Origin of the sequence: Kribbella sp. NPDC056861, from assembly GCF_040687575.1 — a bacterium.
Classification (GTDB): Bacteria; Actinomycetota; Actinomycetes; order Propionibacteriales; family Kribbellaceae; genus Kribbella.
In genome coordinates, this window is the sequence record NZ_JBFBNQ010000002.1 from 831552 (window position 1) to 846088 (window position 14537).

General features: G+C 68.0%; 15 protein-coding genes. 4 read left to right on the forward strand and 11 right to left on the reverse strand.

Annotated features, from left to right (window positions below; translation table 11 throughout):
• Window positions 1–4: 4 nt before the first annotated feature.
• Window positions 5–829: an SGNH/GDSL hydrolase family protein gene (locus AB0P21_RS10955; RefSeq protein ID WP_363695610.1), complete on the reverse strand. Its 825-nt coding sequence runs from the start codon at window positions 827–829 to the stop codon at window positions 5–7.
• A gap of 145 nt (window positions 830–974) precedes the next feature.
• On the opposite strand from AB0P21_RS10955, the gene AB0P21_RS10960 reads away from it, so the two are divergent.
• Window positions 975–2156: a Gfo/Idh/MocA family oxidoreductase gene (locus AB0P21_RS10960; protein WP_363695611.1), complete on the forward strand. Its 1182-nt coding sequence runs from the start codon at window positions 975–977 to the stop codon at window positions 2154–2156.
• Here the strand turns inward: AB0P21_RS10960 and AB0P21_RS10965 are convergent.
• The 3 genes from AB0P21_RS10965 to murI form a co-directional block, all read right to left on the reverse strand.
• Window positions 2153–2983: an alpha/beta hydrolase gene (locus AB0P21_RS10965; protein ID WP_363695613.1), complete on the reverse strand. Its 831-nt coding sequence runs from the start codon at window positions 2981–2983 to the stop codon at window positions 2153–2155. The genes AB0P21_RS10960 and AB0P21_RS10965 overlap by 4 nt on opposite strands.
• Window positions 2983–3729, reverse strand: a complete 747-nt coding sequence (locus tag AB0P21_RS10970) for an MBL fold metallo-hydrolase (protein ID WP_363695614.1) — start codon at window positions 3727–3729, stop codon at window positions 2983–2985. Before AB0P21_RS10970 ends, AB0P21_RS10965 begins: the two co-directional genes overlap by 1 nt.
• A 91-nt stretch (window positions 3730–3820) precedes the next feature.
• On the reverse strand, window positions 3821–4624 hold the full coding sequence (murI, locus tag AB0P21_RS10975) for a glutamate racemase (protein ID WP_363695615.1): 804 nt from the start codon (window positions 4622–4624) through the stop codon (window positions 3821–3823).
• A 180-nt stretch (window positions 4625–4804) separates the two neighbouring features.
• Here murI and AB0P21_RS10980 point away from each other — a divergent pair, with 180 nt between their 5' ends.
• The 3 genes from AB0P21_RS10980 (at window position 4805) to AB0P21_RS10990 (ending at window position 7807) form a co-directional block, all read left to right on the forward strand.
• A complete protein-coding gene (locus AB0P21_RS10980; RefSeq protein ID WP_363695617.1) occupies window positions 4805–5167 on the forward strand; it encodes a hypothetical protein in 363 nt (120 codons plus the stop codon).
• A 36-nt stretch (window positions 5168–5203) separates the two neighbouring features.
• On the forward strand, window positions 5204–7444 hold the full coding sequence (locus AB0P21_RS10985; protein ID WP_363695619.1) for an excinuclease ABC subunit UvrA: 2241 nt from the start codon (window positions 5204–5206) through the stop codon (window positions 7442–7444).
• 117 nt (window positions 7445–7561) lie between these two features.
• A complete protein-coding gene (locus AB0P21_RS10990; RefSeq protein WP_363695621.1) occupies window positions 7562–7807 on the forward strand; it encodes a hypothetical protein in 246 nt (81 codons plus the stop codon).
• A 13-nt stretch (window positions 7808–7820) separates the two neighbouring features.
• On the opposite strand, the gene AB0P21_RS10995 is transcribed toward AB0P21_RS10990, so the two are convergent.
• The 7 genes from AB0P21_RS10995 to clpS form a co-directional block, all read right to left on the reverse strand.
• Window positions 7821–8771 carry a cysteine synthase family protein gene (locus AB0P21_RS10995; protein WP_363696475.1) on the reverse strand — a complete coding sequence of 317 codons (951 nt, stop codon included), beginning with the start codon at window positions 8769–8771 and terminating at the stop codon, window positions 7821–7823.
• Entirely contained in the window at window positions 8771–9049 is a 279-nt protein-coding gene (locus AB0P21_RS11000; protein WP_270132520.1) for a MoaD/ThiS family protein, read from the reverse strand. The genes AB0P21_RS10995 and AB0P21_RS11000 overlap by 1 nt, the downstream gene beginning before the upstream one ends.
• A 1-nt stretch (window position 9050) precedes the next feature.
• A complete protein-coding gene (locus AB0P21_RS11005; protein ID WP_363695623.1) occupies window positions 9051–9503 on the reverse strand; it encodes a M67 family metallopeptidase in 453 nt (150 codons plus the stop codon).
• Window positions 9504–9568: 65 nt separating this feature from the next.
• Window positions 9569–10546, reverse strand: coding sequence for an aldo/keto reductase (locus tag AB0P21_RS11010; RefSeq protein ID WP_363695625.1), 978 nt, complete (start codon window positions 10544–10546; stop codon window positions 9569–9571).
• Between the two features lie 10 nt (window positions 10547–10556).
• Entirely contained in the window at window positions 10557–13661 is a 3105-nt protein-coding gene (gene ileS, locus AB0P21_RS11015; protein WP_363695627.1) for an isoleucine--tRNA ligase, read from the reverse strand.
• A gap of 40 nt (window positions 13662–13701) precedes the next feature.
• Window positions 13702–14253, reverse strand: coding sequence for a DUF2017 domain-containing protein (locus AB0P21_RS11020; RefSeq protein ID WP_363695628.1), 552 nt, complete (start codon window positions 14251–14253; stop codon window positions 13702–13704).
• Window positions 14250–14537, reverse strand: coding sequence for an ATP-dependent Clp protease adapter ClpS (clpS, locus tag AB0P21_RS11025; RefSeq protein WP_328320582.1), 288 nt, complete (start codon window positions 14535–14537; stop codon window positions 14250–14252). The genes AB0P21_RS11020 and clpS overlap by 4 nt, the downstream gene beginning before the upstream one ends.

Below are 14537 nucleotides of genomic sequence, written 5' to 3' on the forward strand. Positions count from 1 at the left end.
ACTGCTAGCTGCTGGTGGGGATGCGGACGTCCGCCGGCGGCGGGCGCAGTTGGGACAGCGCCATGCGGGCTGCCCATGGGGCGAGGTCGCCGGCTCGGCGGCCCAGCCAGGGGGCGCCTTCGCGGAGTAGCCAGGCTGCGTCGGCCCACCTCGTTGGTGGCTGGCCGGCGCAATCGAGGGCTGGAGGGTTGGCTATGGGGAGGCCCCGACCAGCCAGGGCGTCGGCGAAGGCTCGGGCGAGGTGGCGGTGGCCTCGTTCGCCGGGGTGGAGGCGGTCGATGCTCCAGAAGTCGCGTTGGTAGACCTCGGGGTAGTCGGCCAGGTCGAGGCGGATGCCGCCGTACCGCGCGTACAGCTCGTCGTAGATCGCGTTGACCTGCTCGATCCGGTGCCAGAGCGGACGGCGCAACCACGAAGGCAGGCCGAAGACCTGACCGTGGTCGTGGAAGCGGACGGTGAGCAGCAGCGCGCCGCGGGCGGTCAGCTGCTCGGCGCAGTACAGCAGGCTGTCGTGGATCTGGACGGCGTCGAAGCCGGAGCGCATCGCGTCGTTGACGCCGACGATCAGGGAGGCGAGGTCGATCGGGCCGGTGCCCGTCGACGGGAGTTGGTCGGCGGCCACGATCGGCGCGGTGGCGCCGCTGGTCGCGAAGTTGGCGAAGGTCACACGGTGGGAGCTGCCCAGGGAGTCGGCGAGCAGCGCGGCCCAGCCCCGCCACCCCTCCCCCGAGCACGCACCGGCACCGGCCAGGTCGGTCGTACTGCCGTTCATCGGGTCCCCGACACCCACGGTCGTCGAGTCGCCCAGTGCCACGTAGTGGAGGCTCACATTCCGCCATCCTGCGGCAGTTGTCCGAGGTGGGCGTGAGCCTGAGATGGCCGATCGGTGGACAGCTCGGAATCAGAGGGGTGTTGAAGATCGGAAGTGTTCAGACATAGGGTTTAACAATCATCTACGTGCAGGAGTCGCTGGCATGAGTACAGAAGACCTTCGGTTCGGCGTGGTCGGGCTCGGTGCCCGGAGCCGGCTGGCCAACCACGCCCACGCGCCCGGCGAGGGGTCCCGGATCGTCGCGCTCTGCGACCCGGTCGAGGCGCAGCGAGCCGCCGCGCTCGAGCTGTACCCGGACGCGCAGGCCTACGCCGACCACACCGAGTTGCTCGATCTGAAGCTCGACGGTGTCTTCATCACCACGCCGGACGACCTGCACGAGGACCCGGCGATCGACTTCCTCCGGGCCGGTATCGCCGTCTTCGTGGAGAAGCCGCTGGCGATCACCACCTCCGGCTGCGACCGGGTGCTGCAGGCGGCGTACGAGTCCGGCACCCGCCTGTACGTCGGGCACAACATGCGCCACATGCCCGTCGTCCTCACCATGCGCGAGTTGATCGAGGCCGGCGCGATCGGCGAGGTCAAGGCGATCTGGTGCCGGCACTTCGTCGGTCACGGCGGCGACTTCTACTTCAAGGACTGGCACGCCGACCGCCGCCGCAGCACCAGCCTGCTGCTGCAGAAGGGCGCCCACGACATCGACGTGATGCACTGGCTGGCCGGCGGCTACACCACCCGGGCGAACGCGCTCGGCGGCCTGACCGTGTACGGCGGGATCGAGGATCGCCAGGACCGTTCCGGGCAACGGTTCGCCGAGTTCGTGTCGGAGGACAACTGGCCGCCGCTGTCCCAGACCGGGATGGCGCCGGTGATGGACGTCGAGGACCTCTCGATGGCGAATCTCCAACTGGACAACGGGGTTTTCCTCACCTACCAGCAGTGTCACTACACGCCGGACTACTGGCGCAACTACACCGTGATCGGCACCGCGGGCCGGCTGGAGAACTTCGGAGACGGCCCTGGTGACGTGGTGAAGGTCTGGAACAGCAAGCGCTCGGGGTACCGCGAGGACGCCGACCAGATCGTCGAGATCCCCGCCGCGGAGGGCGGCCACGGCGGCGCCGATCCTCGGCTGGTGGCGGAGTTCATCAGCTTCGTCCGCGACGGCGGCGCCACGCTGACCTCGCCGATCGCGGCCCGGGCAGCGGTCGCGGCCGGTTACGCGGCGACCACCTCGCTCCGCACCGGCGGCACGCCGATCGACATCCCTGCACTGGACCCGGCCCTGATCGAGTACTTCGAAGGCGGCCAGGCTCCCCGCTAGGCCAGAAACTCCTGCAGAACTTGACGAAGCGCGTCCGGCCGCTCCCGCCAGGGCATGTGGCCGGCGCCTTCGATCAAGCGGATCTGATGATCAGGGATGTGCTCGGCAAGAGCCAGTACTGCGCTCGCCGGCCGCGGGTCGCCCGTGCCGTGAATCATCCAGACCGGCATCGTCAAACTCGCCGCCAGCGCGGCGAACTCCTCATCGGACCAGGCGTTCGTCTCACCGCTCAACGCCCGGTTGGCCGCGAAGTTGATCGGATACGGGTACGCCGCATCCTCCAGCGCCCACTGCCACGCGTGCTCCCGATCGGCATGATCGGTGAACCACGACAGCGCCCGGAACTCCGTCTCCTCCTCGGGTTTTCGCCTTACCTGCAAGGCGGTCAGCCGCGCCACCTGCGCAGGCGTCGCCCGCCGGTCGCGCTCTTCGTAGTACGGCGTGCGCCAGTCGCCGAGGCCGACCCCACTGAAGTGGCCGACCTTGGCGACGTGCTCCGGATAGGCAGCCGCGTACGTCAGGGCGAGCTTCGCCCCGAACGAGTGGCCGAGGACAATGACCCGGTCGTGTCCCCAGTGCTGCCGCAGCTCCTCGATGTCGTCCTGCAGACGCTGCATCGTCTGCTGGTCCGACGGATCCGAGCCACCGCAGCCGCGCTGGTCGAAGCGATGCACGACCGTCCGGTCGTCCAGCATCGCGGCGACCGGCTCGAGGTAGTCCCACAACCCGGGGCCGCCGTGCAGCAGGACCACCGGCGGCGCCGCGGTCGGCGTACCGGTGGTCCAACTGCGCAGGCGAATCCCGTCGGACAGCGGGACCAGTTGCATCAGATGTCGAAGGTGGAGTTCGGGGTGGCGACGAGGACCTCGCCCGGGTAGGTGCGGCGGGCCCCTATCGCCTGGGTCTCGCGGTCGAACCAGGGCGGGACATGGGTGATGACGAGGCGTTTCACCCCGGCCCGCTTGGCGTGTTCGCCCGCGTCGGCCGGAGTCAGGTGGAGATCGGGTGGGTTGTTCGGGTCGTCGTCGCGCAGCGCGGCCTCGCAGAGCAGCAGATCGGCGCCTTTGGCCAGGTCGATCAGCCCGTCGTTCGGGCCGGTGTCACCGGAGTAGACGAGCGACTTGTTGCCGTACTCAACCCGGATCGCGTACGCCGGTACCGGGTGCACCATCTCCACGGTGCGCACGGTGAACGGCCCGATCTGCTGTTTTTCCTTCCAGGTATGGAAGTCCAGCTCCTCTTCCATCCCCGGATCCAGCGGCAGGTCGTAGGCGAGTGCCATCCGCCCCGCCGAGCCCGGCGGGCCGTAGACGGGGATCCTGGGCAGCGGCGAGCACGGCGAGTACTTCGCCGCGACGTACAGCCCGGTCAGATCCATGCAGTGGTCAGGATGTAGGTGGGACAAGGCGATCGCGCCGATCTCCGGCACGGACAGGTGGCGTTGCAGCGCGCCGAGCGCGCCGCTGCCGAGATCGAGAATCAGGTGGAACCCGTCGGCGGTGACCAGATAGCTCGAGGCAGGCGAGTCTGGACCGGGGACGGACCCGGAGCAGCCGAGCACAGTGAGCTTCATATCTTGAAGATTACCGGCGGGTTGCCGACTTCGCAGAGCGACCAGAGCGTCGCCGAGGGCAACCAAATCCCGGCCGGCCGGTCCACCCCGGTCAACGGACCCAGGCGAATTGGTCCACTCCGGCGATCACCGGGCCGAGGAACCGGGACCCGATCGCCGCGAACTCCTCCGGACTTCCGGTGGTGACGAAGCGATGCCGGGGGGCCGGCAGGTCGTCGGCGCGCAGCAGCCCGCGCTTGGTGAGCACGCCGTAGACGTCCTTCGCGCACTCCTCCGCGCTGCTCACGAGGGAGACGTTGTCACCCATCACGTAGGAGATCACGCCGGTCAGCAACGGGTAGTGGGTGCAGCCGAGGATGAGGGTGTCGACGCCGGCCTCGACCAGCGGATTGAGGTACTCGTGAGCAGCGGCGAGCAACTCCGGCCCGGACGTCACCCCGGCCTCGACGAATTCCACGAAGCTCGGACAGGCCTGGGTCAGTAGCCGAACCTGCGGCGCAGCGGCGAAAGCGTCTTCGTAGGCAAGCGAAGTCGCGGTCGCCTGCGTGCAGATCACCCCGACATGCTGACTCCGGGTAGCCGCGACGGCGCGACGGGCGGCCGGCAGGATTACCTCGACCACCGGTACGTCGTACCGCTCGCGAGCGTCCCTGAGCATCGCGGCACTGGCCGAGTTGCAGGCGATCACCAGCATCTTCACGCCGGCCTCGACCAGATGGTCCAGGCACTCCAGCGCGTACTCGCGGACCTCGGCGATCGGCTTCGGACCGTACGGCTGGCGGGCCGTATCGCCCAGATAGAGGATCGGCTCGTGCGGCAGCTGGTCGAGCACCGACCGGGTCACCGTGAGCCCGCCGAACCCTGAGTCGAAGATGCCGATCGGCGCGTCTGTCACGGTTCCAACCCTAGCTCTCACCGCCGACAAGGCCGGTAACGGGCAGAGCTGAAGTAAGGCTTACCTGACCGCGCAGAACGACACGCCGGAGTTATCCACATCTTTACTCTCAGGAATTGCAATGTGACGTGACCCAGGCCACTCTTAGCGGATGCATTTCCTACCGCCCCCCGCGATGCCATGAACCTGGTGGTCCAGATCGCGGTGGTTCTCAGCACCACCGGTGCACCGAATCCGCACCCCAGCAACGCCGCGGTGGCAGGCTCTGCCGCCGGTCCGGCTGTGGAAACGAACACGTCCAGCACCAGCGCCGACGTCGCGTCGACGATCGGCCCGACCGGCATGCTGCTGCTCCTCGTGCTCGCCGCCTTCGCCCTGTACCTGGTCTCGCTGTCCCTGCACCCGAATGCCAAGTGCAATCGCTGCAAGGGCGCCGGCCGGCATCACGGCACGATCTTCAGTTACGCCCAACGACCCTGCAACAGCTGCAAGGGCCGCGGCGTCCATCCCCGACTAGGACGCAAGGTGCTCTTCAAGACCTGACCGAATTCTGTCGGTGCCCCTGGGTACGTTGCGGTGATGAGCGTGATCCGCATCCAGGGTGCCCGGGAGAACAACCTGCAGGACGTGTCGGTCGAGCTGCCGAAGCATCGACTGATCGTGGTCACCGGCGTGTCCGGCTCCGGCAAGTCGTCGCTGGTGTTCGACACCATCGCGGCCGAGGCCCAGCGCCAGCTCAACGAAACCTTCACCACCTTCATCCGCAACCGGCTGCCGAAGTACGGGCAACCGGATGCCGACGCGATCGAGAACCTCTCCCCCGCGATCGTCGTGGCCCAGCGCCGGATCGGCGGCAACACCCGCTCCACCGTCGGCACGGTGACCGACATCCACCCGCTGCTGCGGCTGCCCTTCTCGCGCGCGGGGAAGCCGTTCATCGGGTACTCGAACCGGTTCTCGTTCAACGACCCCGAGGGCATGTGCCTTGCCTGCCAGGGCACCGGGATCAGCGCGACCCTCGACGAGAAGGCGTTCGTCGACCGGTCGCGCTCGCTCGACGACGGCCCGTTCCGGCATCCGAGCTTCGGGGTCGGCCGCTGGTACTGGAAGTACTACGCCGAGTCCGGCCTGTTCGACACAGGCAAAAAGCTCAGCCGGTACTCCGCCCGCGAGTGGAACACGTTGCGCCGGGGAGCTCGCGCGCCGAAGCCGGTGGACGGCACACCGAGTGACTACGAGGGCGTGATCGACCGGTTCCATCGGCTCTTCCTGCGCAAGGACGTCGGCAAGATGTCGGCGGCCAACCGGGCCGTGTTCGAGAAGCTGGTGTCCTCGGGGGTGTGCCCGGAGTGCAAGGGCGGCCGGCTCAACGCCGAGGCGCTCAGCTGCAGGATCGACGGGCGCAACATCGCCGAGTTCGCCGCACTGCAGGCCGATGAGCTGCTCGAAGTACTGGCTGGGGTGAAGGAGCCCGAGGCGGCCACGGTGGTCGAGAACCTGCGCGACCGGCTCGGCAACCTGGTCACCATCGGCCTCGGGTACCTGAGCCTCGATCGGCAGACCAGCACGTTGTCGGGTGGCGAGTCCCAGCGGATCAAGATGGTTCGGCACCTCGGCAGCAGCCTCGGCGACATGCTCTACATCTTCGACGAGCCGACCGCCGGGCTGCATCCGGGCGATGTCGAACGCTTCGGTCGGCTGCTGCGCAAGCTGCAGCAGAAGGGCAACACGGTGCTGGTGGTCGAGCACGACCGGGACGTGATCGAGCTCGCGGATCACGTGGTCGATGTCGGGCCGGGAGCCGGTCCGGCGGGTGGCCGGATCGTGTACGAGGGCGATGTGGCCGGTCTGCGTTCGGCGGACACCGAGACCGGCCGGTTCATGGAGCGGGCGGCGCCACTCAACCGTTCGCCACGGGAGCCGAGCGGGATGCTGACCATCGCGAACGCGTCGGCGCACAACCTGCGCGACGTGACGGTGGAGCTTCCGGTCGGTGTGCTGACGGTGGTGACGGGAGTGGCCGGCTCGGGCAAGAGCAGCCTGATCAACGACGAACTGCGGGCGCAGTACCCGGAGGCGGTGGCGATCGACCAGAGTCAGCTCTCCGGCAACCGGCGCTCCAGCCCAGCGACGTACACGGGGATGATGGACGAGATCCGTGACCTGTTCGCCCGGGCGAACGACGTCAGCCCGGCGTTGTTCAGCTCGAACTCCGAGGGCGCCTGCCCGAACTGCAAGGGTCTCGGGTTCGTCTACACCGAGCTGGCCTTCATGGACGATCTCAAGTCGCTGTGCGAGGTGTGCGACGGCCGCCGCTACACCGCTGAGGTGCTCGGCTACGAGCTGGACGGGCGCTCGATCGCCGACGTGCTGGAGCTGACGGTCAGCGAGGCGGCGGGCGTGTTCGACAGTTCCTCGGTGGAGGCGACCATCAGTTCCCTGAACGACGTGGGTCTCGGCTACCTGAAGCTCGGCCAGCCGCTGACCACGCTGTCCGGCGGCGAGTGCCAACGCGTGAAGCTGGCCACCGAGTTGCAGACGCCGGCGAAGGTCTACGTGATGGACGAGCCGACGACCGGACTGCACATGGCCGATGTCGACCAGCTGCTCGGCATTGTGCACCGGCTGGTCGACGCCGGCAGCACGGTGATCGCGATCGAGCACAACCTGGACGTGATCGCCGCCGCCGACTGGCTGATCGACCTCGGTCCCGGCGCCGGGCACGAGGGCGGCCGGATCCTGTTCGAGGGCACTCCGGCCGAGCTGCTGAAGGACCGGAAGTCGCTGACCGCCGAGCACCTGCGCCGGGCGGTCGGCTAGCCGATTTCCCTTGCAGGCAAGCAAACCCTTGAACTTTCGCGCCGGTCCGGCGAGGTCTTGCTGTGGGCTCCGATGCCGCTTACGGTCGGCTGACTTTCCGCCCAGTGATCGGAGTTCATGATGCGAGTGCCGTCCCACTTCATCCGCCGTACCGCCGCCGTGGCGCTCACCACCGGCGCTCTCGCCGTCGCGCTGCAGATCGCACCGGCGAGTGCCGGTCACGGTCCGTTCCACACCATCGGGCCGTTCAGCTCCCAGGCAGCCTGTAACGACTTCCGGATTGATCTGGAAAGCTCCGGGATCGCTCAGCAGTGCTTCCTGAAGAACGGTTCCTGGTACTTCAAGTTCGCCCAGGAGATCTAGGCCGGGCGGGCCACTAGGCCCAGAGCTGGCCTTCGAGGCGGTCTTCCGCTTCGTCGATGGTGCCTTCGTAGGCGCCGGTGGACAGGTACTTCCAGCCTCCGTCGGCGACTACGAAGGCGATGTCGGCGGTCTCGCCGTCGCGAACGCATTTGGCCGCCTGGCCGAGGGCCGCGTGCAGGATGGCGCCGGTCGAGATACCGGCGAAGATGCCTTCGTTGTCGAGCAGTTCGCGGACCCGGCGAACCGCGTCCCGCGGGCCGACCGAGAAACGGGCGTCGATCAGCGTCGGGTCGTACAGCTCGGGCACGAAGCCCTCGTCCATGTTGCGCAGGCCGTAGACCAGTTCGCCGTACCGGGGCTCCGCCGCCACGATCCGTACTTCGGGGCGGTGCTCGCGGAAGAAGCGGCCGGCCCCCATCAGCGTGCCGGTGGTGCCGAGGCCCGCGACGAAGTGCGTCACCGACGGCAGGTCGGTGAGGATCTCGCGCGCGGTGCCGTCGTAGTGCGCGGCGGCGTTCGACGGGTTGCCGTACTGGTAGAGCATCACCCAGTCCGGGTGCTCCTCCGCCACCTGCTTGGCCACCCGGACCGCCTCGTTCGACCCACCCGCGGCCGGCGAGGAGATGATCTCCGCGCCCCACATCCGCAGGACCTGCCGGCGCTCTTCGGAGGTGTTCTCCGGCATCACGCAGACCATCCGGTAGCCGCGCAGCTTGGCCGCCATCGCCAGCGAGATGCCGGTGTTGCCCGACGTCGGCTCGAGGATCGTGTTGCCCGGCCGCAACCGGCCGTCCTTCTCCGCGTCCAGCAGCATCCGCAGTGCGGCCCGGTCCTTGATCGACCCGGTCGGGTTGTGGTCCTCCAACTTGGCCCACAGCCGCACGTCACCCGACGGCGAGAGCTTCGGCAGGCCGACCAGCGGCGTACCGCCGACCGAGTCGAGCAGGGAGTCGAAACGCACGATCAGCCGCCGGCGACCGCGGGCAGTACGACGACGACGTCGCCGTCCTTCACGCCGGTCTGCAGGCCGCCGGTGAACCGGACGTCCTCGTCGTTCACGTACACGTTGACGAACCGGCGCAGCTCCTCCGGCTCCCCCTCCACGATCCGCTCCTTCAGGCCCGGGTGGGTGCCGTTCACGTTGTCGATGAACTCGGCCAGCGTGCTGCCGTCGCCGTTCACGGCCTTTTCCCCGCCGGTGTAGGTGCGCAGGATGGTCGGGACGCGAAGCTCGATCGCCATGTCAGTTGTCTCCTTGGTTGCTGTGGTCCGCCACGACCTTGACCTCTTCTTCGGTGACCGTGCCGTCGATGATCCGGTACGACCGGAACTCCACCGGGCCGTCGTACGACGGCGAGTCGGCGCCGTCGCGGGTGGAGACGAGCACGTAGTGCGCGCCGGGCTCGGAGGCCAGGTTGATGTCCGTCCGGGACGGGTGGGCCTCGGTCGCCGTGTGCGAGTGGTAGATCACCACCGGCTCCTCGTCGCGCTCGTCCATCTCCCGGTAGAGACGGAACAGGTCGCCCGAGTCGAACTCGTAGAACGTCGGCGACATCGCCGCGTTCAGCATCGGGATGAACCGCTCCGGCCGATCCGACCCGGCCGGGCCGGCGACCACGCCGCAGGCCTCGTCCGGGTGGTCGCGGCGCGCGTGCGCCACGATCGCGTCGTACGTGGCCTGGTCGATGGTGAGCACGGCTCCACGATACGGAGGGCACCGGCGACCCCCTGCCAACCAAGGGGGTCGGTCCAGCATGTGGACTACCAGCGGTCGTGGACCTGGGGGCGGATCAGCTCGTCGTACACGGTCTGGACGACCTGCAGCTCGCCGGTGCTGAGCGGGGCCAGCGCGGCGGCGCCGAGGTTGCCGGCCACCTGCTCCGGATTGCGGGCGCCGGGGATGACGACGCTCACGCCGGGCTGGTCGAGGATCCAGCGGAGCGCGAACTGCGCCATCGTCGAGTTTTCGGGGACCAGCGGGACGAGGCGCTTGACCGCCTCCAGACCGGTCGCGAAGTCGACTCCGGAGAAGGTCTCGCCGACGTCGAACGCCTCGCCCTTGCGGTTGTAGTTGCGGTGGTCGTCCGCGCCGAAGGTGGTGTTCTCGTCGTACTTGCCGGACAGCAGGCCGCTGGCGAGCGGGACCCGGGCGATGATGCCGACGCCGGCCCGCTCAGCCGCAGGCAGCACCTCGTCAAGCGGCTTGAGCCGGAACGCGTTCAGGATGATCTGGACGGTGGCGACGTTCGGGCGGGCGATCGCGGTGAGCGCTTCTTCGCAGGTCTCGACGCTCACGCCGTACGCCGCGATCCGGCCCTCCTCGACCAGGGTGTCGAGCGCGTCGAACACCGCGTCGGTCGAGTAGACCGCGGTCGGCGGGCAGTGCAGCTGCACCAGGTCGATCGTGTCGACGCCGAGGTTCTCGCGGGACCGGTCGTTCCAGGCGCGGAAGTTGTCCAGGGTGTAGTTCTCCGGCGTCTGCGCGACCCGGCGCCCCATCTTGCTCGCCACGGTCAGCTCCGGGTGCTCCTTCAGCACCTGCCCGACCAGCCGCTCGCTCCGCCCGTCGCCGTACACGTCAGCGGTGTCGATGAAGGTGACGCCACCGTCGATCGCCGAGTTGAGCACCGCCAGCGCGTCGCTCTCGTCCACCTCGCCCCAGTCGGCCCCGAGCTGCCAGGCCCCCAGCCCGACCACGCCGACATCCCGTCCAGTACGTCCCAACGTCCGCTTTTCCATACAACCCACCCTATGCGGACGTCTCCACCACAACTGAGAGGTCGTCGCCTTCGGCGATCTCGATGGCGTCGGCGAGCGTCTCCGAGAGCAGTGTCTCGCGGTGATCCTCGATCGCCGCTCGGGTGGGAGCATCTGCCGTGATCCGCAGTCTGATGCGGTCGGTGATCTCCAGCTGGGCGTCCCGCCGAGCCTGCTGGACCGCACGGATGACATCTCGGGCAACGCCTTCGCGTTCCAGCTCAGGCGTCAGCTCAAGATCCAGTACGACGAAACCGCCGCCGGACAGCAGACCACTGGCGGTGTGACCCTCGGCCAGCGTGGTCTCCAGCGCATACTCGCCCTCCACCAAACGGATGCCTCCGGCAACCACCTCGCCAGCCGCCGAGACCGACCAGTCGCCCGACTTCGACGCCTTGATCGCCGTCTGGACCTCGCGACCCAACCGCGGGCCGGCTGCTCGGGCGTTGACGGTCAGCTTCTGGGAGACCGGCGCGTCCACCTCATCGACCCCAGCGAGTACGACGTCGCGCACGTTCACCTCGGCGCGCAGGATCGGCACCAACTGCGACAGCGAAGCAGCGTCAGGCGTCGCGACGGTCAGCGTCTGGAGCGGTTGACGGCCGCGGATGCCTTCGGCCTTGCGGATCCCCGAGGCGACCGAGCAGATCTCGCGGACCCGCTCCATCCGCGCGACCAGGTCAGGATCATCGGGAAGGTCAGCGACAACCGTCCAGTCGGTCAGGTGGACCGAGCGCTCACCGGTCAGGCCGCGCCAGATCTCCTCGGCGGTCAGCGGCAGCAGCGGCGCCACCGTCCGGGTGACCACCTCGAGCGCCGTGTAGAGCGTGTTCAGAGCAGACTGGAAGGAAGCGCCTGCCTCGTCCCAGAAGCGTTCGCGCGAGCGCCGGATGTACCAGTTCGTCAGCACGTCGAGGTAGCTGACGACCGACTCGCAAGCCGACGCTACGTCGTACCGATCGAGCCGTTCCTCGACCTCTGCGACGAACACCCGCAACCGCGCCAGCAAGTACCGATCGAGCTCGACCTCGGACGACGCCGACCAGACAGCCTTGGCGGAAGCGGCGTTCGCGTAGAGCACGAAGAAGTACCAGGCGTTCCACAGCGGGATCATCACCTGCCGCACCCCGTCGCGGATCCCGGCCTCGGTGACCACCAGGTTGCCGCCGCGCAGGATCGGCGACGACATCAGGAACCAGCGCATCGCGTCCGCGCCGTCGCGGTCGAACACCTCCCGCACATCGGGGTAGTTGCGCAGCGACTTGCTCATCTTCTGCCCGTCGCTGCCCAGCACGATCCCGTGCGACAGCACCGACGAGAACGCCGGCCGGTCGAACAGCGCCGTCGCCAGGATGTGCATCGTGTAGAACCAACCTCGCGTCTGCCCGATGTACTCGACGATGAAGTCACCCGGGAAGTGGTGCTCGAACCAGTCCGTGTTCTCGAACGGATAGTGCACCTGCGCGAAACTCATCGACCCCGAGTCGAACCACACATCCAGCACGTCCGGCACCCGCCGCATCGTCGACCGCCCGGTCGGGTCGTCCGGATTCGGCCGGGTCAGCTCGTCGATGAACGGCCGATGCAGATCCGGTACCGCGACGCCGAAGTCCCGCTCCAGCTCCTCGACAGACCCGTACACGTCGATCCGCGGGTACGCCGGATCGTCCGATCGCCAGACCGGGATCGGCGACCCCCAGAACCGGTTGCGGCTGATCGACCAGTCCCGCGCGTTCGCCAGCCACTTGCCGAACTGCCCGTGCTTGACGTGCTCCGGCACCCAGGTGATCGGCTCGTTCAGCTCGACCATCCGGTCCCGGATCCGGGTCACCTCGACGAACCAGCTCGACACCGCCTTGTAGATCAGCGGATTGCGGCACCGCCAGCAGTGCGGGTAGCTGTGCACATAACTGTCCTCGCGAACCAGCGCCCCCGCTGCCTGCAGATCGCGGATGATCGGCCGGTTCGCGTCGAAGACGTGCTGCCCGGCGTACGGCGGAACGACGCTGGTGAACCGGGCCCCGTCGTCCACCGTCAGCAGCGTCGGGATGCCCGCCGCGTCACAGGCCAGCTGGTCCTCCTCGCCGTACGCGGGTGCCATATGCACCACACCGGTGCCGTTCTCCGTCGTCACATGGTCCGCCGCGATCACCTGGAACGCGTTGGCGGTCCCCCAGCGCTCGACGTCGGAGAAGAAGTCGAACATCGGCGTGTACCGCAGCCCGATCAGCTCAGAACCCTTGAGCCGCCGGACCACCTCGCCGTACCCGTACGCCGCCAGCCGCGCCTCGGCCAGAATCGTCGGCCGCCCCTCGGCGTCGTTCACCACCACGTAATCGATGTCCGGGGCAACAGCCATCGCCAGATTGCTCGGCAGTGTCCAAGGCGTCGTCGTCCAGGCCAGCAGCCGCTCACCTGTCTCCAGCACGACTGCGATGGTGACCGACGGATCCTGCCGCGGCTGATAGACGTCGTCGTCCATCCGCAGCTCGTGATTCGACAACGGCGTCTCGTCGTTCCAGCAGTACGGCAGGACCCGCAGCCCTTCGTACACCAGACCCTTGTCGTAGAGCGTCTTGAACGCCCAGATCACCGACTCCATGTAGTCGCGGTTCAGCGTCTTGTAGTCGTTCCCGAAGTCGACCCACCGCGCCTGCCGGGTGACATAGGCCTGCCAGTCATCGGTGTACTTCAGCACCGCCTCCCGGCACACCGCATTGAACTTCTCGATCCCCAACGCGAGAATCTCGGCCTTGGTCTTCAACCCCAGCACCCGCTGAGCCTCCAACTCGGCCGGCAACCCATGCGTGTCCCACCCGAACCGCCGCTCGACCCGGCGCCCCCGCATCGTCTGGTACCGCGGCACGACGTCCTTCACGTACCCGGTGAGCAGGTGCCCGTAATGCGGCAGACCGTTCGCGAACGGCGGCCCGTCATAGAAAACAAACTCGTTCTCCCCGTCGTCCCCCGCCGCCCGCTGCTCCACCGACGCGACGAACGTGCCGTCCGACTCCCAGTACTCGAGCACGTCGCGCTCGATCCGCGGGAAGTCCGGACTCGCGGTCAACCGGGTCCGCCCGGCCTTCGGGTAGCTCATTCGCCGATGGTATGCGCGGGCTGCCTGCCCGCGCGGGCGATTACTTGATGTTGTGGAGAAGTGCCGACTGCAGATAGCCGAGCCAGTCGTACAGGTCGTACGTGAGGCGGCGCGGGTCGTCATCGGGAAGCTTCTCCCAGACGGCGTAGTCGTCTTCTTCCTTGATGTCGAGCCGGGTGCCGATGGCCAGCCGGAGGTCGTTCAGCGCGCGGAGCCAGGCGAGCTGGTCGTCGCCTTCCAGCGGGATGCCGTCCTCGGGGTGCTCCTCCAGGGCGGCGAGCACGCGCTTGGCGTCGGACGCCTTGCTGTCGCGCAGCCCGCGCTCGGTGAACCGGCGGAACTCCGAGGACGCGTGGTCGTCGGACTTGTACGCGTCCGGCAGCAGCCGCTGCAGTACTACGTCCTCCGGCGGCGCGGTCGGCCCGTCGTTGTCGAGCAGCGCGGCCAGCGGGTCGCTCGACTCGGCGGCGCGTGGCGGCATCCCGTCGTACAGGAGCTCGACCAGGTTGCGGAGCAAGTTGGCCAGGATGTCCGCCTCGTGCTCGGCGAAGCTGACGACGACGGTCTTCTTGCGCTTACGGAATCTGGTCACGACTTCTCACAGGTGGCCCACAGGCCGTACTGGTGCATGGCTTCGACGTCGCGTTCCATCGCCTCGCGGTTCCCGTTCGAGACGGCCGACTTGCCCTCTTCGTGGACCTGCATCATCAGCTTCTCCGCCTTCGCCTTGGAGTAGCCGAAATGGGTCTGGAAGACGAAGGTGACGTAGTCCATCAGGTTGACCGGATCGTTCCAGACGATGGTCACCCACGGTGGACTCAACTCGATCGCCTCGTCGATTTCGGGGCTCGCGAGTTCACTCGGTGCGGTGGTCAC